At 64.3% G+C, this 21,053-nt stretch carries 18 protein-coding genes and 1 pseudogene; 9 read left to right on the top strand and 10 right to left on the bottom strand.

Annotated features, from left to right (window positions below; all coding sequences use genetic code 11):
- Nucleotides 1-75 precede the first annotated feature (75 nt).
- Complete coding sequence (locus ACWTU7_RS10480; protein ID WP_455839898.1) at nt 76-921, top strand: aldo/keto reductase; 846 nt, start codon at nt 76-78, stop codon at nt 919-921.
- A 51-nt stretch (nt 922-972) separates the two neighbouring features.
- On the opposite strand, the gene mutS is transcribed toward ACWTU7_RS10480, so the two are convergent.
- A complete protein-coding gene (mutS, locus tag ACWTU7_RS10485) occupies nt 973-3,723 on the bottom strand; it encodes a DNA mismatch repair protein MutS (RefSeq protein ID WP_455839899.1) in 2,751 nt (916 codons plus the stop codon).
- Nucleotides 3,724-3,864: 141 nt separating this feature from the next.
- Between mutS and ACWTU7_RS10490 the strand changes: the two genes are divergently transcribed.
- Nucleotides 3,865-6,144, top strand: a complete 2,280-nt coding sequence (locus ACWTU7_RS10490; protein ID WP_455839900.1) for an NADP-dependent malic enzyme — start codon at nt 3,865-3,867, stop codon at nt 6,142-6,144.
- 58 nt (nt 6,145-6,202) lie between these two features.
- Here the strand turns inward: ACWTU7_RS10490 and ACWTU7_RS10495 are convergent, their stop codons facing one another.
- Nucleotides 6,203-7,195 carry an adenosine kinase gene (locus ACWTU7_RS10495; RefSeq protein ID WP_065006006.1) on the bottom strand — a complete coding sequence of 331 codons (993 nt, stop codon included), beginning with the start codon at nt 7,193-7,195 and terminating at the stop codon, nt 6,203-6,205.
- Nucleotides 7,196-7,390: 195 nt separating this feature from the next.
- Between ACWTU7_RS10495 and ACWTU7_RS10500 the strand changes: the two genes are divergently transcribed.
- On the top strand, nt 7,391-8,086 hold the full coding sequence (locus ACWTU7_RS10500; protein ID WP_029347756.1) for a sulfate transporter family protein: 696 nt from the start codon (nt 7,391-7,393) through the stop codon (nt 8,084-8,086).
- A gap of 144 nt (nt 8,087-8,230) precedes the next feature.
- On the opposite strand, the gene ACWTU7_RS10505 is transcribed toward ACWTU7_RS10500, so the two are convergent.
- From ACWTU7_RS10505 to ACWTU7_RS10530, 6 genes are all read right to left on the bottom strand, one after another.
- Entirely contained in the window at nt 8,231-9,226 is a 996-nt protein-coding gene (locus tag ACWTU7_RS10505) for a proline racemase family protein (RefSeq protein ID WP_455839901.1), read from the bottom strand.
- Nucleotides 9,223-10,026, bottom strand: coding sequence for an isocitrate lyase/PEP mutase family protein (locus tag ACWTU7_RS10510; RefSeq protein WP_029347760.1), 804 nt, complete (start codon nt 10,024-10,026; stop codon nt 9,223-9,225). The genes ACWTU7_RS10505 and ACWTU7_RS10510 overlap by 4 nt, the downstream gene beginning before the upstream one ends.
- 69 nt (nt 10,027-10,095) lie before the next feature.
- On the bottom strand, nt 10,096-10,944 hold the full coding sequence (locus tag ACWTU7_RS10515; protein ID WP_455839902.1) for a hypothetical protein: 849 nt from the start codon (nt 10,942-10,944) through the stop codon (nt 10,096-10,098).
- Nucleotides 10,945-11,029: 85 nt separating this feature from the next.
- On the bottom strand, nt 11,030-11,686 hold the full coding sequence (locus ACWTU7_RS10520) for an HAD family hydrolase (protein WP_455839903.1): 657 nt from the start codon (nt 11,684-11,686) through the stop codon (nt 11,030-11,032).
- Nucleotides 11,687-11,698: 12 nt separating this feature from the next.
- Nucleotides 11,699-12,184, bottom strand: coding sequence for a dUTP diphosphatase (gene dut, locus ACWTU7_RS10525; protein WP_065006001.1), 486 nt, complete (start codon nt 12,182-12,184; stop codon nt 11,699-11,701).
- An 84-nt stretch (nt 12,185-12,268) separates the two neighbouring features.
- Complete coding sequence (locus tag ACWTU7_RS10530; RefSeq protein WP_065006000.1) at nt 12,269-12,739, bottom strand: Lrp/AsnC family transcriptional regulator; 471 nt, start codon at nt 12,737-12,739, stop codon at nt 12,269-12,271.
- A 112-nt stretch (nt 12,740-12,851) separates the two neighbouring features.
- On the opposite strand from ACWTU7_RS10530, the gene ACWTU7_RS10535 reads away from it, so the two are divergent.
- The 4 genes and pseudogenes from ACWTU7_RS10535 to ACWTU7_RS10550 all read left to right on the top strand — a co-directional run bounded on the left by ACWTU7_RS10535 (nt 12,852) and on the right by ACWTU7_RS10550 (nt 15,460).
- Nucleotides 12,852-13,106 (top strand): DUF6356 family protein, encoded by a 255-nt coding sequence (locus tag ACWTU7_RS10535; protein ID WP_065005999.1) that lies wholly within the window; start codon nt 12,852-12,854, stop codon nt 13,104-13,106.
- Between the two features lie 14 nt (nt 13,107-13,120).
- A pseudogene (locus ACWTU7_RS10540) lies at nt 13,121-13,920 on the top strand (class II glutamine amidotransferase).
- Nucleotides 13,921-14,085: 165 nt separating this feature from the next.
- Complete coding sequence (locus ACWTU7_RS10545; protein WP_455839904.1) at nt 14,086-14,514, top strand: amidase family protein; 429 nt, start codon at nt 14,086-14,088, stop codon at nt 14,512-14,514.
- Nucleotides 14,465-15,460 (top strand): amidase, encoded by a 996-nt coding sequence (locus ACWTU7_RS10550; protein WP_455839905.1) that lies wholly within the window; start codon nt 14,465-14,467, stop codon nt 15,458-15,460. Before ACWTU7_RS10545 ends, ACWTU7_RS10550 begins: the two co-directional genes overlap by 50 nt.
- Here ACWTU7_RS10550 and ACWTU7_RS10555 read toward each other — a convergent pair.
- Nucleotides 15,454-16,527, bottom strand: coding sequence for an NAD(P)/FAD-dependent oxidoreductase (locus ACWTU7_RS10555; RefSeq protein ID WP_455839906.1), 1,074 nt, complete (start codon nt 16,525-16,527; stop codon nt 15,454-15,456). The two genes, ACWTU7_RS10550 and ACWTU7_RS10555, sit on opposite strands and share 7 nt — an antisense overlap.
- A 121-nt stretch (nt 16,528-16,648) precedes the next feature.
- Between ACWTU7_RS10555 and ACWTU7_RS10560 the strand changes: the two genes are divergently transcribed.
- The gene (locus ACWTU7_RS10560; protein WP_455839907.1) at nt 16,649-18,256 is read left to right on the top strand and encodes a peptide chain release factor 3; all 1,608 of its coding nucleotides are present in this window, start codon (nt 16,649-16,651) and stop codon (nt 18,254-18,256) included.
- Nucleotides 18,257-18,439: 183 nt separating this feature from the next.
- Here ACWTU7_RS10560 and ACWTU7_RS10565 read toward each other — a convergent pair whose 3' ends face one another.
- Nucleotides 18,440-18,913 carry a VOC family protein gene (locus tag ACWTU7_RS10565; protein WP_455839908.1) on the bottom strand — a complete coding sequence of 158 codons (474 nt, stop codon included), beginning with the start codon at nt 18,911-18,913 and terminating at the stop codon, nt 18,440-18,442.
- Nucleotides 18,914-19,186: 273 nt separating this feature from the next.
- Between ACWTU7_RS10565 and ilvD the strand changes: the two genes are divergently transcribed.
- Nucleotides 19,187-21,031, top strand: a complete 1,845-nt coding sequence (ilvD, locus tag ACWTU7_RS10570) for a dihydroxy-acid dehydratase (protein ID WP_455839909.1) — start codon at nt 19,187-19,189, stop codon at nt 21,029-21,031.
- Nucleotides 21,032-21,053 lie beyond the last annotated feature (22 nt).

Consider the following 21,053-nt stretch of genomic DNA (forward strand, 5'->3'; position numbering starts at 1 on the left):
CAGGCAGCTCGCGGGAAATCCGGGTGGATTTCTCCCGAAGGGTGTGCTGCCATCGGGCGTCGACTGGAGCGCGCCATGCCATCAACGATAAGAACCACCACATTGCCCTCGGGCGAAGCCCTTCCCGTGCTGGGTCAAGGCACGTGGAAGATGGGCGAGGATTTCAGCCGCCATGCCGATGAGGTCAACGCGCTGAAGCTCGGGCTCGATCTCGGCATGACGCTGATCGACACCGCCGAAATGTATGCCAGCGGCGGGGCCGAGGAGGTGGTGGCGGATGCCATTGCCGGGCGCCGCGACGAGGTGTTCCTGGTCTCCAAGGTGCTGCCGTCCAACGCCTCGCGCATCGGCGTTCCGGCGGCCTGCGACAGAAGCCTCAGGCATCTGCGCACCGACCGTATCGATCTCTATCTGCTGCACTGGCCCGGCAGCCTGCCTCTGGCGGAAACGGTCGAGGCCTTCGACGCGTTGAAAAAGGCCGGCAAGATCCGCCACTGGGGCGTCAGCAATTTCGACACCCATGAGATGGAGGAACTGGTCAGCCTGCCGGCCGGCGACAGCGTCCAGACCAACCAGATCCTCTACAATCTGTCCCAGCGCGGCCCCGAATTCGACCTTGCGCCCTGGAGCCGGCAACGCGGCATTCCGCTGATGGCCTATTCGCCGGTCGATCAGGGCGTATTGGCGCGCAATACCACGGTCGAAGCCATCGCCGCCCGCCATAATGCCACGGCGGCTCAGTTGGCGCTGACCTGGCTGATGGCACAGGACGGCGTCATCGCCATCCCAAAGGCCGGCAGGCAAGAGCATGTCCGCCAGAATGTCGCTGCGTTGGACATCGAGCTCACCTCGGAAGATTCCGCAGAAATCGACCGTGCCTTCCCGCCACCGACCCGCAAGCGCGGGCTGCAGATGATTTGAGGTGGCGCAGGAGCTAGGGTCGCGTTCCCTGCGCTATCGTACGAAGCCTGACTACTTCCCCGCCATTCCCTTCAGCCGATACAGCGCTTCCAGCGCCTCCCTCGGTGTCATCTCGTCGGGATTGATCTCCCCTAGCGCCGCGCTCAGTCCATCGCTCTTTGCCGGCTTCGGCGCCTCTCGTTTCACCGCCACCGAAAACAGCGGCAGATCGTCGACCAGCCGGTTTGCCTTGCCCGAAACCTCGCCCGCTTCCAGCTGGTGCAGCACTTCCCTGGCCCGCCCGACCACCGCTTCCGGCAAGCCGGCCAGACGCGCCACCTGCACGCCGTAGGAGCGGTCGGCGGCACCCTTGCCGACCTCGTGCAGGAAGACCACGTCGCCCTCCCATTCCTTGACCCGCATGGTGACGTTGTGCAGCCGAGCGAGCTTGCTGGCCAGCGCCGTCATCTCGTGGAAGTGGGTGGCGAAGATCGCCCGGCAACGGTTCTTCTCGTGCAGATACTCGACCGCCGCCCAGGCGATCGACAGGCCGTCGAAGGTAGCTGTGCCGCGGCCGATCTCGTCCAGGATCACCAGCGCGCGTTCGCCGGCCTGGTTGAGGATCGCCGCCGTTTCGACCATCTCGACCATGAAGGTCGAGCGGCCGCGCGCCAGATCGTCCGAGGCCCCGACACGTGAAAACAGCCGGTCGACGACGCCGATATGGGCTGATGCCGCCGGCACGAAGGAGCCGGTCTGGGCGAGGATGGCGATCAGCGCGTTCTGCCTGAGGAAGGTCGATTTGCCGCCCATATTGGGGCCGGTCAGCAGCCAGATCGCGCCGTTCTTGGCATCGCCTTCCGGCGATAGATCGCAATCATTGGCGACGAACGATCCTTCGCCCGAACGCCGCAGAGACTGTTCCACCACCGGATGCCGTCCGCCCGAAATTGCGAAGGCGAGGCTGGCGTCCACCACGGGCCGGCACCAGGCTTCGCTTTCGGAAAGCAGCGCAAGTGCCGCCGACACGTCGAGCACGGCAAGCGCTTCTGCGCCGCCGCGGATCTTGTCCGCCTGGCCGACCGCTTCCGCCGTCAGCCTGTCGAAGGCGGCAAGCTCGATCGCCAGCGCCCGGTCGGCGGCATTGGCGATCTTCGATTCCAGCTCGGCGAGTTCGGTCGTGGTGAAGCGCATGGCATTGGCCATGGTCTGACGATGGATGAAGCGCGCCTTCGCTCCATCGCTGCTCGTCATGATCGCATGGTGGTTGGCGGTGACTTCGATATAATAGCCAAGCACATTGTTGTGCCGGATTTTCAGCGAGCGGATGCCGGTTTCCTCGATCAGCGAGCGCTCCAGCCCGGCAATCACCTTGCGCGATTCATCGCGCAGTGCCCGCATTTCGTCGAGCTCAACGTGGTAGCCGCTGCGGACGAAGCCGCCGTCGCGCTTGAGCAGCGGCAGCTCGTCACTGAGCGCCTGCGTCAGATGCTCGGCCAGCGGACGTGGCAGCGCCTCGATCGCCGCCAGCGCCGCCGCCAGTTCTTGCGGAAGGGCGGTCGCCCCGAACAGTTCGGCAATAGTGCCGGCAGCCTCGAACCCGGCACGCAGCGCGCCGAGATCGCGCGGGCCGCCGCGGTTGAGCGCCAGCCGCGACAGGGCGCGAGGCATGTCGGCGACGCTCTTCAGGCTCGCCCGCACCGCCTGGCACAGTCGTGTCTCCGACCGGAAGAACGACACCGAATCCAACCTTGCACCAATTGCTGCCGGATCGGTCAGCGGCGCCATCAGCCGGTCGGCGAGCAGTCGCGCCCCACCGCCGGTCACCGTGCGGTCGATCGCCTTGAACAGCGAGCCCTCGCGGCTGCCGGAAAGGGTGCGCAGCAGCTCCAGATTGGCGCGTGTCGCCGGATCGATGAACAGCGTCGAACCCTGCTCCTCGCGCTCGGGCCGCGACAGCGGCGGCCGCTCGGCCTTCTGCGTTTTTTCGACATAAGCGATAGCGCCTGAGATCGCCGATAGCTCGGCGCGGGAAAACGCGCCGAAACTGTCCGGCGTCGCCACCTCGAAGAAACGGGCGATGCGCCCGGCGGCTGATGCCGAGTCGAACAGGCTCGGCGGCTGCGGATTGGCGACCCGGCCGAGCACGTCGAACACCGGTTTCAGCTCGGGATCGTAAAACACCGGCTCGGCGACAATCAGCTCGCGCGGGTCGACGCGAAAGACATCGGCGAGCAGCCGGTCTGCGGTGGTCTCGGCAACGCGGAAGGCGCCGGTCGAGATCTCGATCCAGGCCAGCGCAAAACTTCCTTGGGTCCCTGTCGCGCTGCCGCGCTCCCCGCCTCTTGGCTCGGCCCCGCCCTTGACCCGGCCAAGCGCCATCAAAAAGCTCGATTCCGACGGCGCTAGCAACTTGTCCTCGGTGATGGTGCCGGGCGTCACCAACCGCACCACGTCGCGGCGCACCACCGACTTTCCGCCGCGTTTCTTCGCCTCGGCCGGATCCTCGATCTGCTCGCAGACGGCGACGCGGAACCCTTGTCCGATCAGCTTCTGCAGGTAGTCGTCGGCGGCATGCACCGGCACGCCGCACATCGGGATGTCGAGGCCCTGGTGCTTGCCGCGCTTGGTCAGGACGATGCCGAGCGCCCGGCTCGCCTTCTCGGCGTCGTCGAAGAACAGCTCGTAGAAATCGCCCATGCGGTAGAACAGCAGCGAATCCGGGTTCGCCGCCTTGATCTCGATATACTGCTCCATCATCGGCGTCGCCGGCGCAAAGGCCGGCGTAGCGCTGTCGCTGCGAATGGGCGTTTCGTCGTTCAAGAAGCTGCTTCCAAAATTCCCGAGCTATCTGCTTGGCGGTTTACAGCGGCGAAGTGTAGCCTTAATCCCGAACGTTCCACAAAAGAAAGCATTGCGCCCGTCTCGACGAGGTGCTGCACGGGTGAGGAAATCGAAAGCATCATGGCCAGGAAAACCGAAAACCCCGGGCCCTCCGTCAGTGCGCAGGAGGCGCTGGAATTCCACGCCATGGGCCGTCCCGGCAAGCTGGAGATCGTCGCCACCAAGCCGATGGCCACCCAGCGCGACTTGAGCCTCGCCTATTCGCCGGGTGTCGCGGTTCCGGTCCTCGCCATCGCCGAGGATCCCAGCCGCGCATTCGACTACACGGCGCGCGGCAATATGGTCGCGGTCATTTCCAACGGGACCGCCATCCTCGGCCTCGGCAATCTCGGCGCGCTGGCCGCCAAGCCGGTGATGGAAGGCAAGGCGGTGCTGTTCAAGCGCTTCGCCGATGTCGATTCCATCGATCTCGAGGTCGACACCGAGGATGCCGACGAGTTCATCAACTGCGTGCGCTTCCTCGGGCCCTCCTTCGGCGGCATCAACCTGGAAGACATCAAGGCGCCGGAATGCTTCATCATCGAGCAGCGGCTGCGCGAACTGATGGACATACCGGTCTTCCACGACGACCAGCACGGCACCGCCATCATCTCGGCCGCCGGCCTGATCAACGCGCTGGAAATCACCGGCCGCGACATGAAGACCACGAAAATGGTCTGCAACGGCGCGGGTGCGGCTGGCATCGCCTGCATCGAGCTGATGAAGGCAATGGGCTTTGCGCCTGAAAACATCATTCTGTGCGACACCAAAGGCGTCGTCTTCCAGGGCCGCACAGAAGGCATGAACCAGTGGAAGTCGGCGCACGCCGTCAAGACCGACGCGCGCTCGCTAGCCGAGGCGCTGGACGGCGCCGACGTGTTTCTCGGCCTGTCCGCCAAGGGCGCACTGACCACCAAGATGGTGCAGTCGATGGCCGAGAAGCCGATCATTTTCGCCATGGCCAATCCCGATCCGGAGATCACGCCGGAGGAAGTCGCCGAAATCCGCACCGATGCCATCATGGCCACCGGGCGTTCGGACTATCCGAACCAGGTCAACAACGTGCTCGGCTTCCCCTACATCTTCCGCGGCGCGCTGGACGTGCGGGCGACCACCATCAACGACGACATGAAGATCGCCGCGGCGCGGGCGCTGGCCGAACTGGCGCGCAAGGATGTGCCCGACGACGTCGCCGCCGCCTACCAGGGCATGCGGCCGAAATTCGGCCCCAACTACATCATCCCGGTGCCGTTCGATCCGCGCCTGATCTCGGCCATTCCGATCGCGGTTGCCAAGGCAGCGATGGAGTCCGGCGTCGCGCGCAAGCCGATCCTCGACCTCGACCGTTACGCGCAGGAGCTCTCCGCCCGCCGCGATCCGATCGCCTCGACCCTGCAGCGCATCTACGACCGCGTGCGCCGCCAGCCCAAGCGCATCGTTTTCGCCGAGGGCGAGGAGGAGCAGGTGATGCGCGCCGCCGTCTCCTACGTGAACCAGCGGCTCGGCACCGCCATCCTGCTCGGCCGCGACGACATCATCAAGGAGAACGCCAGGAACGCCGGCATCGAGCTGAACAAGCAAGGCATCGAGATCATCAACGCCAGGCTGTCGCGCCGCAATGGCGTCTACACCGACTATCTCTACGAGCGCATGCAGCGCAAGGGCTTCTTGTTTCGCGACTGCCAGCGCCTGATCAACAACGACCGCAACCATTTCGCCGCCTGCATGGTGGCGCTGGGTGATGCCGACGGCATCGTCACCGGCGTCACCCGCAACTACTCCACGGCGCTCGACGACATCCGCCGTGTCATCGACGCCAAGCCCGGCCACCGCGTCATTGGCGTTTCGATCGTGCTGGCGCGGGGCCGAACCGTGATCGTCGCCGATACCGCCGTGCACGACATGCCCAATGCCGAACAGATCGCCGACATCGCCGAGGAAGCCGCCGGCTTTGCCCGCCGCATGGGTTATGAACCAAGGCTCGCCATGCTCGCCTATTCCACCTTCGGACATCCGCAGGGTGAGCGCTCAGAGCGCGTCCAGGAAGCGGTGCGCATCCTCGACAAGCGGCGCGTCGATTTCGAGTATGACGGCGAGATGGCCGCCGACGTGGCGCTCAATGCGCGCGCCATGGCGCAATACCCGTTCATCCGGCTGACCGGCCCTGCCAATGTGCTGATCATGCCGGCCTTCCACTCGGCCTCGATCTCGACCAAGATGCTGCAGGAACTCGGCGGCTCGACGGTCATCGGCCCGCTGCTGGTCGGATTGGACAAGCCGGTCCAGATCGTCTCGCTCAACGCCAAGGACAGCGACATCGTCAACATGGCGGCGATCGCGGCGTATACGGCGGGGGCGTGAGGAGCGGACGTCTCTGCCTTCTCCCATAACGGAGAGAAGGAAGAGACGACGTCGAGCCCTACAGCAGCCCTGCCTGCTCAGCCTCGTGGCGCAAATTCTGCCGCGGCCTTGGTCCGATCTGTTGGATGACCAGTCCGGCCGCGAGCGAGCCGAGGTCGCCGCAATCCTTCAGGCTGCGCCCTTGCGTGTAGCCGTAGAGGAAGCCGGCCGCATAGAGGTCGCCGGCGCCGGTGGTGTCGACCAATTCGCGGATTTTGGTCGCATCGATGGTGACGGTCTCGTCGCCGCGCACGATTACCGAGCCCTTTTCCGAGCGGGTGACGGCGGCGATCTTGCAGTCCTTGCGGATCTGCGCCAGCGCCTCGTCGAAGGAGGCGGTCTGGTAAAGCGACTTGATCTCGTGGCTGTTGGCGAAGACGATGTCGACGGTGCCTGAGCGCATCAGCTCCAGAAACTCGTCGCGATAGCGGTCGACGCAGAACGAATCCGACAGCGTCATCGACACTTCGCGCCCGGCGGCATGGGCGAGCTTCGCCGTCTGCCGGAACGCTTCCTTGGCGCGCGGCGGGTCCCACAGATAGCCCTCGAAATAGGTGACGGCGGCGCCCGAGGCCTTGTCGGCCTCGACATCCTCCGGCCCGAGCTCGACGCAGGCGCCGAGATAGGTGTTCATCGAGCGCTCGCCGTCCGGCGTGACGAAGATCATCGAGCGCGCCGTCGGCGGTTCGCCGTTGAGCGGCCTGGTGTCGAAGGCGACGCCCTGCGCATGCATGTCGTGGGCGTAGATTTCGCCGAGCGTGTCGTTCGAGACCTTGCCGAAGAAAGCGGCGCGACCGCCGAAGCTGGCGACACCTGCCGCTGTGTTGCCGGCGCTGCCGCCGGAGGCTTCGATGGCCGGGCCCATGCGGCTGTAAAGGAGCTCGGCGCGCCTCGTGTCGATCAGGTTCATCGCGCCCTTGATGATGCCGTTCGTTTCCAGAAATGCCTCGTCGCACTGGGCGATGATGTCGACGATGGCATTACCGATACAAAGCACGTCATAGTTCGGCATCAATGATGTCTCCGCGAAAACCACCGGCTTTCTGGCACGCCGGCCGCGGGCGGGTCTAGCGATTTGATGCGGCTTTGCCTAGGGTCGGGATCTATTAATCTCGTCGAACGGCAGATGCGCTGCAACGCGCTGTCCGCCTGTGTCTTGCCTGTCTCCGCCTGCCTCGGAGATACCAGCCATGGAATTGGAAACGCCGTGATCTCTAGCGCCGCCCGCGCCGCCGCCAGCCGATTGTTCTCGCCCGAATTCCGCTCGGTGTTCGCAAAAACGCTGGGCCTGACCTTGTTGGCGCTCGCCGCGCTGTGGTTCGCCATCGAGGGCCTGTTCGAATGGCTGGCCTGGCCATGGATCGACGCATGGCTGCCCAGCCTGCCGTCCTGGGCCGGATGGCTGGGCTTCATCGTCGCCGGTATCGGTCTTGCGTTGGGTCTGGCGCTGCTGATCGCGCCGGTGACGGCGATCATCGCCGGCCTGTTCCTCGACGACGTCGCCGAAGTGGTCGAGCGCACCGACTATCCCAATGACCCGCCCGGCCGCGCCATGCCGGCACTGCGCTCGATGGTGCTGGCGATAAGATTCTTCGGCGTCGTCATCGTCGGCAACATCGTGGCCTTGCTGCTTCTGCTGGTGCCGGGCATCAACATCGCTGCCTTCTTCATCGTCAACGGCTATCTGCTGGGGCGTGAGTTCTTCGAGTTCGCCGCCATGCGTTTTCGCCCGGAGGCCGAGGCACGGGCATTGCGCAAAAAACATGCCGTCACGGTGTTCCTCGCCGGGCTGGTCATCGCTGCCTTCCTCGCCGTGCCGCTGCTCAACCTTCTGACGCCGCTCTTCGCCGCCGCCATGATGGTGCATTTGCACAAGGCGATCAGTGCGCGGGAAGCGGCTTAGGGGGTGCTGATATTCGGGTGATGCCGGCTTGCGAATGGCGGTTCCTGTGCTTCCGGTAAGCACCCAAACGTTACGCTCCGTTCCGGTTCTCGGAACCCACCGTTCTCAGCACGGGCTGACCCGAATCTCAGCACACCCCCGGCGCTAGCGTAAAAGAAAACCGCGTCCCAACTCGTCGTCGGGTTCGACGATGAATTCGGCCCGGCCGCAGTAGTAGGCGCGGCCGCCGACTCGGGCGATAATGGCGTCATGCAGCCCGGCTTTCGCGGTCCTCGCCACGCTGCCGGAAAAGCGCGAGCCTGCAACACTCTCGAACAGCCGCGTCTGGCCGGCGATTTCGCCCTTGGCATGCATTGCCGCCAGCCGCGCAGTGACGCCCGAGCCGGTCGGCGAACGGTCGACCTCGGCCTCGGCGAAGACGCAGATGTTTTTGGTCGGGGTATCGGAAAATGCGTCCTGTCCGTCGGTCAGGATGGTGCCGTAGAGAAAGGCAAGGTCGGCATGGTCGCGATGCGACAGCGGAAACTCGGCCTTCAGTTTCCCGGTCAGCATTGTCGCCGCATCGACGAAATTGCGCACGCGGTTCCTGCCGAATTCCAGCCCGAACTGGCGGCAATCGGCGAGCGCATAGAAGGCGCCGCCATAGGCGATGTCGAAGCCGATCGAACCGAAGCCCGGCAATTCGATCTCCTGGTCGCGGGCGAACAGAAAGGCCGGCACGCTTTCGAACGACACCGCGCCGGCCTTGCCGCCCTGCACCTCGACCGAGGCGACGACCAGCCCGCACGGCGCTTCGATATTGACTGTCGTCACCGGCTCCTGCCGCGCCACCAGCCTCTCATCGACGGCGTAGCGGCCGAGCGCGACGATGGCGTGGCCGCACATCGTCGAATAGCCCTCATTGTGCATGAAAAGCACGGCGAGGTCGGCGCCGGGCAGGTCGGGCTCCACCAGCAGCGCGCCATACATGTCGTAGTGGCCGCGCGGCTCGAACATCAGGATCTTCCTGAGATGATCGAGGTGGTCGCGCACATAGGCGCGCTTTTCCAGGATCGTGCCTGCAGGAATCTTGGGATAGCCGCCGGTGACGATCCGCAGCGGCTCGCCGCCGGTGTGCATGTCGACGACGGTGAGCGTCATGCGTTGGGTTCGGCAAACAACGCCTGCAGCTTGCCGAAAGGCATGGCGGTGCGGGTGAAGCCGAAGGTGCCGTCCTGCTGGATCTCGCGCGCCGCCGTCTCCAGCATGCCGAAGGCGAAATTGGTCAGCCAGGGCCCGAGCGAAATGCGCTTGACGCCTGCCAGGGAAAGATCGGCGATGGTGAAGCCGGGCCTCACCATGACGTTGACCGGCTTGGTCAGCGCCGAGCAGACGGTTCGCACCGTTTCGATGTCACTGATGCCCGGCGCGTAGAGCACGTCGGCGCCGGCCTTCTCGAAGGCCTGCAGCCGCTTGATCGTGTCGTCGATGTCGGGCTTGCCCCATAGAAAATTCTCAGCCCGCGCGGTGAAGACGAAATCGTGCTTCAGCGCCCGTGCCGCCTCCGCTGCGGCGGCGACGCGCTCGACGGCATGCGAAAAATCATAGATCGGCTTGTCGGGCTCGCCGGTGTGGTCCTCGATCGAGCAGCCGGCGAGGCCCGCGGCCTCGGCCGCGAAGATGGTTTCGGATGCACTTGTCGCGCTGTCGCCCTTGCCCTTTTCGAGATCGGCCGAGACCGGCAGGCCGGTTGCCGCCGCCACCTCGCGGCAGTGGTGGATCATAGCCTCGAAGGTCACCGCGCCGTCGGGCAGGCCGCGCGAAAAGGCAAAGCCGGCGCTGGTCGTCGCCAGCGCCTTGAAACCGAATGAAGCCAGCAGTTTCGTCGTGCCGACGTCCCAAGGGTTGGGCATGACGAAGATCGAGCTGTGCAGGTCGCGAAAGATTTTGCCCTTGTCCATGGATGCTCCCCAGAGTGCGAAGCGCATTTTATCCCGCCACTGCCCGCCGGGCAAACGAATGCGATTGGCTCAGAAGCGATTGGCGTTCTCTCCTGCCAATTTGTCCAGTGCGTCGGACTCCTTGACGTATGCGGTCCCGTCCCAATGGTAGGTGACCGAGATGTCGCGCGAGGAAGGCTCGGGCGCCGGTTCGCCGCAGCTTTCGCCATTCGGCACGGTGGCATCGGTCACCGTCGCCTTGATGGCCGCATAGGGCTGGCCGTCCGCAATGGTCTGAAACGCCAACTCCTGCGTGCGCTTGTAGGCGCACAGTGACTCGTCGAACGTGTAGATCATGTCGATCAGTTCGAACCTGTCGTCGCGGACCAGGATCAGCGGCGTGCTTACATAGCCCTGGCTCGAATTGAAATGCGTGCTCAGGGTGATGATGGCGTCATCGCTGGGCCCGATCGGCAGCTTGCCGGGATCGCGGAAGTAGGTGCTCCGGTCGACGGCGACATTGACAGCGTCGAGCAGTCTCGGCCTGCTGGCAAGATCGTAGAGCGCCAGCACCGCAAAACCCTCGGCGCTGTCGGAGGAGCTCCCGAGGTCGAACAGCATGGCCAGCCGATCCTTGCCGTCTGCCTTGATCTGGAGCACGCCAGCATCGGAAAAGCCCGACGTTACGGGCGGCGAGCCACCGCTATCCGGACCCTCGATATGGCGCATCTCGATCGGCATGGAGCCCCGATAGAAGCCGTCCTTGTCCGCCGCCAGATCGGGAATGACCATCCTGGCGAGGTCGAGATAGATCGTGTCTTTGTGGCCGGGAACGGCGCTGCCAAGGTCCGGGAAACTGACGCCTTGGGCGCCGGCCGCAGTCCACAGGCACGGCAGCAGCAACCAGGCGAGAATGAAGCGAAGCAGGATGGAATTCATATGCTGGCGCCTCCCACTGTCGAACGTTCGCAAACTAGCACGGACGACCGAGGCATCCAGCCGGATGGGAAGCCTGAAGATCAGATCAGTGGATCGGCACCAGCCCGGCAAGTTCGCGCATGTCGTCGAACAGGATGCCGCCGGCCTCGGTCAGGCCGTCGCGGTCGGAATGCGGGTCGCCGTAGTAGGAAAATACGCGCATGCCGGCGGCAATGCCGGCTAGCGTCCCGGCGACGCTGTCCTCGATGACGATGCAATCGGCGGGCGCGAAGCCCATCGTGCCTGCAGCATGCAGGAACAGGTCGGGAAACGGCTTGCCGCGCGAAACCATGGTCGAGCTGAACAGCGCATGCTCGAACAGCTGCAGCAGCCCGGTCTGGCCGAGCGTGATGTGCATTTTCGAAACCCGTGCCGATGAAGCGACGCAAGTTGCGATGCCGGCAGCGTGCACGGCTTCGACGAACTCCTTGACATAGGGGACGGCTTCGACGCCATGCGCGAACAGGTCCGGCAGGCCGGCGTTCCAACTCTCGACGAAATCGGCGCCGAGGCTCACGCCGGTCGCCTCGACCTCCTTTTGCACCGATACCATGGAGCGACCGGAGAAATTCTTACGGCAATATTCGAAGCTGGCCGGGTAGCCGGCAGTGCTGAGCCATTCGGCGAGGCGTCGATTGGCCAGGTTCTCGGTGTCGACCAGAACCCCGTCGCAATCGAAGATGACGAGTTTGGGTATTCTCATTCACTATGCTCATCAGGCCGTGCCGGTCGATCCGAAGCCGCCCGAGCCGCGCGCCGTGCCGCCGGCCAATGTGCGCTCCTCGACCGTCGCCTGCATCACGGACGCAAAGACAATCTGGGCGATCCGCATGCCGCGCGTCACTGCGAAATCTTCGTCGCCGAGATTGATCAGCAGCACCTTGACCTCGCCGCGATAGTCGCTGTCAATGGTGCCCGGCGTGTTGAGACAGGTGAGGCCATGCTTGAAGGCGAGGCCCGAGCGCGGCCGGACCTGACCTTCCACGCCCTCCGGGATCTCCAGGATCAGTCCGGTCGGCACCAGCGCGCGTTTTCCCGGCAGGATCAGCAGCGGCCGGTCGTCCGGCACCGCGGCGCGCAGATCCATGCCGGCGGCGCCCGGGCTTTCATAGGCGGGAAGCGGCAGGCCCTCGCCATGCGGCAGCCTGACGAAGCCGACGGCCGGACCGATGACGGAGGAAGTATAGAGGGCTGCGCGCATGAGGCTGATCCTATCGCTACCAACGCCGATTCGGTCAACTCGGCGGCAATGCTATCAACGGCTTTCTTTCAGCGCAGTTCCACTTCAGCGCAGTTCTACGGGAACGACCGTCGTTTCCTTGATCTCCTCCATGACGAAGGAGGCCGAAACATCCGACAGCGCCACCTTGGCGATCAGTCGCTGATAGAGCCGGTCATACGCCTTCACGTCGGCGACGCGGGCACGCAGCACATAATCGAGGTCGCCGGACATCCGGTAGACGCCGGTGATCTCGGGAAAACCGGTGACTGCCGCCCGGAATTTTTGCAGCCAGTTCGGATCGTGATTGGAGGTCCGGATCAGGACGAACACCGAAAGGCCGAGGCCGAGCTTGTCCGCATCGACCAGCGCCACCCGGCCGGTAATCACGCCGTCTTCTTCCAGCCGCTTGACCCGGCGCCAGCAGGCGTTGCGCGACAGCGACACCCTTTCCGACAGTTGGTCGACCGACAGTGTACCGTCGCGTTGCAGCTCGGCCAGCAATCTTCGGTCGATCTCATCGATTTCCAGCGGCATGTGGGATGTTTGTCCCAATGATTGGCAAAATACAAGGATATTTTGGGACCGATGAACCAAAAGCTCGTGCCAGAATACTCAGCATCGGGGCTTTTCCCGGTAGGAGGACACCATGACGATACGGCTTGCAAGGCTCTTTACCTCGCACCCGGCCAAGGTGGGCGAGACCTATTTCAGCCATATGGCCTTCGCGGCGTGGTTCTGCTCGCGCCTGTTCATGGCAGCGTTCGCCGCGCTCATTCACGCTTTCTTGCCGTTTCTGTTTGAGACCACGGCCAGCCGAATCGTTCGCGAGCTCTATGAGCGCACGCACAACAGAGGCACACACGCGATCAAGGAGCCTGCGGCTTTCATGGATCGCGCCTGAGGGAAGATTAAGCGATGTGCCGCTGGGCGGCCTATCTTGGCGAAGCGGTTTTCCTCGAAGACATCGTCACGGCGCCCTGCCATTCGCTCATCGCCCAGAGTCATTGCGCCCAGGAAGCCAGGTCGCCGACCAATGGCGATGGCTTGGCCTCGCCTGGTACGGCGACCGGCCCGAACCGGGTCTCTATCGCGACATCCTGCCGGCCTGGTCCGATCCCAATCTGAAGAGCCTGTGTCGCCAGATCCGGTCCAGCCTGTTCCTTGCCCATGTGCGCGCCTCGACCGGCGGCGCCACCAGCCGCATGAACTGTCATCCCTTCACTGCCGGCCGCTGGTCGTTCATGCACAACGGCCGGATCGGTGGCTTCGAAACAATCCGCCGCGCGCTGGAAAATTCGCTGTCTGACGCGGTCTTCGCCCAGCGCGAAGGCACCACCGATTCCGAACTCTTCTTTCTCCTGATGATCGACGAAGGGCTGTCGGGTGATGCGGAGGGCGCTGTTCTCCGCGCCACCAGCCGCGTTATGGACGCCTCGCGCCGGGCCGGCTTCGAACCGGCGCTGAGACTTACCGCCGCCCTGTCGGGCGGCGAATCGCTCCATGCGGTGCGCTATGCGTCCGATGCCCACGCGCCGACGCTCTACACCTCCGTCTTCGGCAATGGCGGCGGGCGATGCCTTATGTCGGAGCCTTTCGACCGTGATGGCGGCGACTGGCAGCCGATCCCGCCCTCTAGCTTCGTCACCATCACCAGAGACGGCATGACCATTCGCCCGTTTGCGCCGGAACCGGTAAGACTGGCGCTGGCCGTGTAGATCCCTCGCTATCCCGGCAACATCGCGGGACAGTCCCCTCAGCAGGCCTCGCAGCGCAATTCCGATCAAGCACCGCCTTTACTCGAGTGCTGAACTCGGCTTGAAGACGCGCCGTAGCCCGCCATTTGGTGAGGCTGGCGCCGCTAGCAAGCCGGAGCATTCGTCATGGACCTCGTCTTTTCCTCGACCATCGAACTCGCCGCCGCGATCCGCGACCGCAAGATTTCCGCCGTGGAAGCGCTGGACGCGCATTTGGCTGAGATCGACAGGCAAAATGAGGCGGTCAACGCCGTCGTCACGCTCGACAGGGAAGGGGCTCGCGCTCGAGCGAAGAAAGCCGACGAAGCCCAGGCGCGCGGCGACGCTGTCGGGCCGCTCCACGGTGTGCCGTTCACGCTGAAGGACACGCACGAAACGTCAGGCATAAAGACCACGGTCGGCTTCCCGGCCTTTGCCGACTATGTGGCGAGAAAAGACAGCCCGGTCGTTCTCAGGTTGAAGGCGGCCGGCGGCGTGCTGGTGCGGCAAGACAAATGTCGCAACGATGCTGGGCGACTGGCAGTCGAACAATCCGCTGTTTGGCCGCACCAGTAATCCCTGGGATCTATCGCGCACCGCCGGCGGCTCCAGCGGCGGCGCCGCGGCAGCGCTCAGCACCGGCATGACACCATTCGAGATCGGCACCGACATGCAGGATTCGATCCGCCTGCCTGCAGCCTTTTGCGGCGTCTACGGCCTCAAGCCGACCGAGCACCGCGTCTCCCTGGCCGGCGTCTTTCCCGATCCCACCGGTGCGCCGCGCAGCGTGCGGCTGATGTCCTGTATCGGTCCGCTGGCCCGCAACGTCGAAGATCTGGCGCTGATCCTGCGGATCATAGCAGGGCCGGATGGCAGCGACACAGATCTTGCGCCGGTGCCTGTCGAGGACATGCCGAAGCTTGATCTCAAGACCCTGCGCATCGCTTTCGCGCCGGCCTTTCCGGGGTTTCCGGTGGCCGGCGAGATCAGGGCCGCGGTCGAGAATCTGGCAAGGGAGCTTCAGTCTGCAGGCGCGACTGTCGAGGAAGCAAGACTGCCGACGCTCGACCTGCATGACGATCTGACGCAAGGCGGCGCGCTGATCGGCATGATGCTGGAGGCTGCGCAGCCGGAGCCGCCAGAAGAACTGACACCGGTCCCGCGCTGGTTCGAGGCGCTCGCCCGCCGCGACCAGTCAATTCTTGCCTGGGACCGTTTTTTCGAAGGTTGCGATGTCTTGCTTTGCCCCGTCGCCATGACCACGGCCTTCCCGCATTGCGAGCCGGGAACACCGATCAAGGTCGATGACAGGGAGCAGAGCTACTGGATGCTGCCGGCCTACGGCGCGGTGTTCAACTACAGCGGCCAGCCGGCACTGTCGATGCCCTGTGGGCAGGACCGCGACGGCCTGCCCATCGGCCTGCAGCTGGTCGGCCGCCGCTGGTCGGAAGCGCGGCTGCTCGGCGTCGCCACGGCAATAGCGCTGCTGAGCGGCGGTTTTCGCCGTCCGCGCGGCTATTGAGCAAACCGCGTCAGCCCATACGGCTCAAGCAGCGGGTCGCGCGCGTCGTCGAGGATTTCCCGGGCGGCGAACAGGCCGACGGCTGGGGCCAGTGTGATGCCGGAATGCATGACCGCGACATAAAGGCCGCTCAGGCCTTCAGCCCGTCCGATGATCGGAAAGCCATCGATCGGCGTCGGCCGATAGCCGACGGAGTGGAAATCCAGTTCCAGCCGGTCGGCGTCGCGCAGCATGCTCTTCATCGCCGCAAACAGCTCGCGACCGGTGGCTGCGGCATCCATTCCCGGATCGGCGCCGCCGAAATCCGAGCCGGCGATGATGCGGCCCTCGGCAGTCTGGCGCATGTGCAGCCGATCGCCGATCACCAAGCCGTTGAGCAGCTTTTCGTAGGGGCGTGAATGGACGATCAGGCCGGGCGGCGTCTCGATCGGCAGTTTTAACCCAGCCGTCGCCGCAATTGCCGGAGAGCCGGCGCCCGCTGCGATCACCACCTCGTCGGCAACGATCCGTCCGCCTGACATATCCACGCCGGTAATCCTGCCATTGGTCTGCACCAACGCGGTCACAGCCGTTCCGCCCATCACCCGCAGGCCGCGCTGCTCGGCATCCACCAGCAGCGCCTGCGTGGCCGCGACCGGCTCGGCGACGCCCTCCTCTGCCACGTGAAGGGCGAAATCGGGAAGCTTGGTCAAATTGGGCTCTATCCGTGCGGCTCCCATGCGGTCGACGCGTTCGATGCCGTAGCCCCAGGCAGAATGCTCGACTGCATAGGCTTCCAACTCGGCCGGCGGCAGGTCCCAGCACAGGCCGCCGCACCATTCCAACGGAATGCCGGACACGTCATGCGCAAGCCGCGTCCATTCGGCCATCGAACGGGTACGCAGCCGGAAATACGGCTCTGGATTGCCCCAACTGGCATTGATCCAGGAAAAGGAATTCGGCGTGGCGCCGCCGGCGCCGCTGTCGGCAACCACCGTTACGTTCGCGCCGGCCTTCACCAGATGCCAGGCGACAGACGCGCCGATGATGCCGGCGCCGACGACGATGACTTGCTTGGCTGCGCTCATGGATGGTCCTTTGTCGAATCGGGTCTTCTGATGTCGTTGCGGCGACCCTATCTCAAGACCGGCCATCCGCCCAAAATTGTTCGACAGGCTGCAAAAGCGCTGCTAGAAGCCCGCGCACCACATGGGATTCCATAAATTGGCTGAAGACATCACGAACGCGGTGGCGCGCCGCCGCACTTTCGCGATCATCGCGCATCCGGACGCCGGCAAAACGACGCTGACCGAAAAGCTGCTTTTGTTCGGCGGCGCCATCCAGCTTGCCGGCGAGGTCAAGGCCAAGAAGGATCGCATCCAGACCCGGTCGGACTGGATGAAGATCGAGCGCGAGCGCGGCATTTCGGTCGTCACCTCGGTGATGACCTTCGAGTATGAGGACAACGTCTTCAACCTGCTCGACACGCCCGGCCACGAGGATTTCGCCGACGATACCTATCGCACGCTGTCGGCAGTCGATGCGGCGGTCATGGTCATCGACGCCGCCAAGGGTATCGAGCCGCGCACGCTGAAACTGTTCGAAGTCTGCCGGCTGCGCGACATCCCGATCATCACCTTCGTCAACAAGATGGACCGCGAAAGCCGCGACCCGTTCGAGATCCTCGACGAGATCGAGCAGAAGCTGGCGCTGGACACCGCGCCGATCACCTGGCCGATCGGCCGCGGCAAAACCTTTTCCGGTACCTATCATCTGGCGCTGAACGCGGTACGCAAGGGCGACGCCGAGAAGGACCGCACGCCGGTCAACGGTCCCGATTCCAACCGCGTCGCCGGCCTGTTGCCGGAAAACGAGCGCGAAGGCTTTATCGAGGAGCTGGAGCTGGCGCGCGAAGCCTGCCGTCGGCTCGACATCGATTCCTTCCGCGAGGGTCATTTGACGCCGGTCTATTTCGGTTCGGCGCTGCGCAATTACGGTGTGCGCGACCTGATCGAGGCGCTTGGCGCCTACGGGCCGCCGCCGCGCGCCCAGGAGGCAGATACCCGCAAGGTCGAGGCGACCGAGGACAAGATGACCTCGTTCGTCTTCAAGATTCAGGCCAACATGGATCCCAACCACCGCGACCGCATCGCCTTCGTCCGCGTCTGCTCGGGCAAGCTCGAGCGCGGCATGAAGGCCAAGCTGGTGCGCACGGGAAAACCGATGAGCCTGTCTGCGCCGCAATTCTTCTTCGCTCGCACCCGCGTCACCGCCGACGAGGCTTTCGCCGGCGACGTCGTCGGCATCCCCAATCACGGCACGCTGCGCATCGGCGACACGCTGACCGAGGGCGAGGAGATCCTGTTTCGCGGCGTGCCGAACTTCGCGCCGGAAATCCTGCGCCGCGTTCGCCTCGGCGACGCGATGAAGGCCAAGAAGCTGAAGGAAGCGCTGCACCAGATGGCCGAGGAAGGCGTCGTGCAACTGTTCTCGCCGGAGGATGGTTCACCGGCCATCGTCGGTGTCGTCGGTGCGCTGCAGCTCGACGTGCTGAAGGAGCGGCTGAACTTCGAATACACGCTGCCCGTCGATTTCGAGATGTCGCGCTTTTCCGTGTGCCGCTGGATATCGGCTGACGACAAGGCCGAGGTGCATCGCTTTATCGAGGCGCATCGCGGCGACATTGCCCGCGATCTCGACAACGACCCGGTGTTCCTGGCCCAGCACGCCTTTTCGCTCAACTACGAGGCCGAGCGCTGGAAGGCGATTCGCTTCGCCGCGGTCAAGGATTACCAGGTCCGCGACAAGGCGGCTTGAACTAGACTCAGCGCCTTCCCTTCCCCCCTTGTGGGGAAGGTGGATTGACACGGAGAGCCGAGCCGGATGAGGGGTGTTGCACAGAGTGCCGGCGGCGCCAAGCTGGAACACCCTCATCCGACCGAGCTTCGCTCGGCCACCTTCTCCCACAACAAAGGGAGAAGGGAAGATCGGACGGCTCGATCACCCCCTGGCCGCCTCTTCGATCTTGGCGATGTCGATCTTGGTCATCTGCATCATCGCCTGCATGACACGGCCGGCCTTTTCCGTGTCGGGGTCCTGCAGCAGCTTCGGCAACTGCTCGGGAACGACCTGCCAGGAGACGCCGAATTTGTCCTTCAGCCAGCTGCACTGGCTGGGCTCGCCACCGCCCTCGATGAGCCTGTCCCAGAAATAGTCGACCTCCTCCTGCGTCTTGCAGTCGATGGACAGCGAGACTGCCTCGGTGAACTTGAATTGCGGCCCGCCGTTGAGCGCCTGGAACTGAACGCCGTCGAGCTCGAAATAGGTTACCAGCACTTTGCCCTCACGATCGCCGCTGCCCTTGGGCCAGCGCATCACGCTCAGCACCTTCGAGTTCTTGAAGATGGAGATGTAATGGTTCATGGCCTCCTCGGCCTGGTCGTCGAACCACAGGCAGGGGGTGATCTTTTGCATTTGCTTGCTCCTCGGGCTGGTTTTTGTTGTCACTCGTAAAACGGCCGGCTGGCGATTGATGCCCGTCCGCGCCGTCTGCCCAAGGACGCTCGGGCAAAACATAATCCGACAGCACCTCTGACTTTTTTACTGCCTGGGCCGGCTTACCGTCTTTGGCTCAAGATCCCGGCGCATCGCAAAACCGTGGCCAGAGCAGACCGCGGCGTATATAACGCCGCTCAATTCCGGTTTTCCGCGCCTGTCCGGGCGCGGCGCAGACAGCAAGGACAGTCTATGCCCGCCTATCGCTCCCGCACCACCACACATGGCCGCAACATGGCCGGCGCCCGCGGCCTGTGGCGCGCCACCGGCATGAAGGATTCCGATTTCGGCAAACCGATCATCGCGGTGGTCAACTCCTTCACTCAGTTCGTGCCGGGCCACGTCCATCTCAAGGACCTTGGGCAGCTGGTTGCCCGCGAGATCGAAAAGGCCGGCGCTGTCGCCAAGGAATTCAACACCATTGCGGTCGACGACGGCATCGCCATGGGCCATGACGGCATGCTGTATTCGCTACCGTCGCGCGAGCTCATCGCCGACTCGGTCGAATACATGGTCAATGCCCACTGCGCCGACGCGATGGTCTGCATCTCCAATTGCGACAAGATCACGCCGGGCATGCTGATGGCGTCGCTGCGCCTCAACATCCCGACCGTCTTCGTCTCCGGCGGGCCGATGGAAGCCGGCAAGGTGGTGCTCGCCGGCAAGACGCAGGCGCTCGATCTGGTCGACGCCATGGTCGCGGCTGCTGACGACAAGGTCTCCGATGAGGACGTCAAGACCATCGAGCGCTCGGCCTGCCCGACCTGCGGCTCCTGCTCAGGTATGTTCACCGCCAATTCGATGAACTGCCTGACCGAGGCGCTCGGGCTTTCGCTGCCCGGCAACGGCTCGACGCTGGCCACGCATGCCGACCGCAAGCGGCTGTTCGTCGAGGCCGGCCATCTGATCGTCGATCTCGCCCAGCGCTACTACGAGCAGGACGACGACACCGCGCTGCCGCGCAGCATCGCCTCGAAAGGCGCCTTCGAGAACGCCATGACCCTCGACATCGCCATGGGCGGCTCGACCAACACCGTGCTGCACATCCTGGCTGCCGCGCATGAAGGCGAGATCGATTTTGATCAGGACGACATTGACGCACTGTCACGCAAGGTGCCGGTGTTATGCAAGGTTGCCCCCGCCAAGGCGGATGTGCACATGGAAGACGTCCACCGCGCCGGCGGCATCATGGCGATCCTCGGTCAGCTCGATAACGCCGGACTGATCAACCGCGACCTGCCGACCGTACATACGCGAACGCTCGGCGAAGCGCTCGACCATTGGGATATCTCGCGCACGTCAAGCCAGAATGTCCGCGACTTCTTTCTGGCGGCCCCGGGCGGCGTGCCGACGCAGGTCGCCTTCAGCCAGGATCGCCGCTGGGACGAACTCGATCTCGACCGGGAGAAGGGTGTCATCCGCTCGGCCCAATATCCTTTTTCAAAGGACGGTGGCCTGGCCGTGCTGAAGGGCAACCTTGCGCTGGACGGCTGCATCGTGAAGACCGCGGGCGTCGATGAATCGATCCTGAAATTCACCGGCCCGGCCAGGGTGTTCGAAAGCCAGGACGCCAGCGTCAAGGCGATCCTGTCCAACGAGGTCAAGGCCGGCGATGTCGTCGTCATCCGCTACGAAGGGCCACGCGGCGGCCCCGGCATGCAGGAAATGCTATACCCGACCAGCTATTTGAAATCGAAGGGCCTCGGCAAAGCTTGCGCGCTGGTCACCGACGGCCGCTTTTCCGGCGGCACCTCGGGCCTGTCGATCGGCCATGCCTCTCCCGAGGCGGCGGAAGGCGGGCTGATCGGGCTGGTGCATGAGGGCGACACGATCGAGATCGATATCCCGAACCGCACCATCCGGCTTGCCGTCGACGATGCCGAACTGGCCGCCCGCCGCGCAGCGATGGAGGCCAAGGGAGCTGCCGCCTGGAAACCAGAGGAAAAGCGCGAGCGCAAGGTGACGATGGCTTTGCGCGCCTATGCATCAATGGCGACCAGTGCTGCCAAGGGTGCGGTAAGGTATGTGCCGGAATAGGTTCGCTTTTCCTTCTCCCCCT

Source organism: Mesorhizobium sp. BHscii (assembly GCF_053848065.1).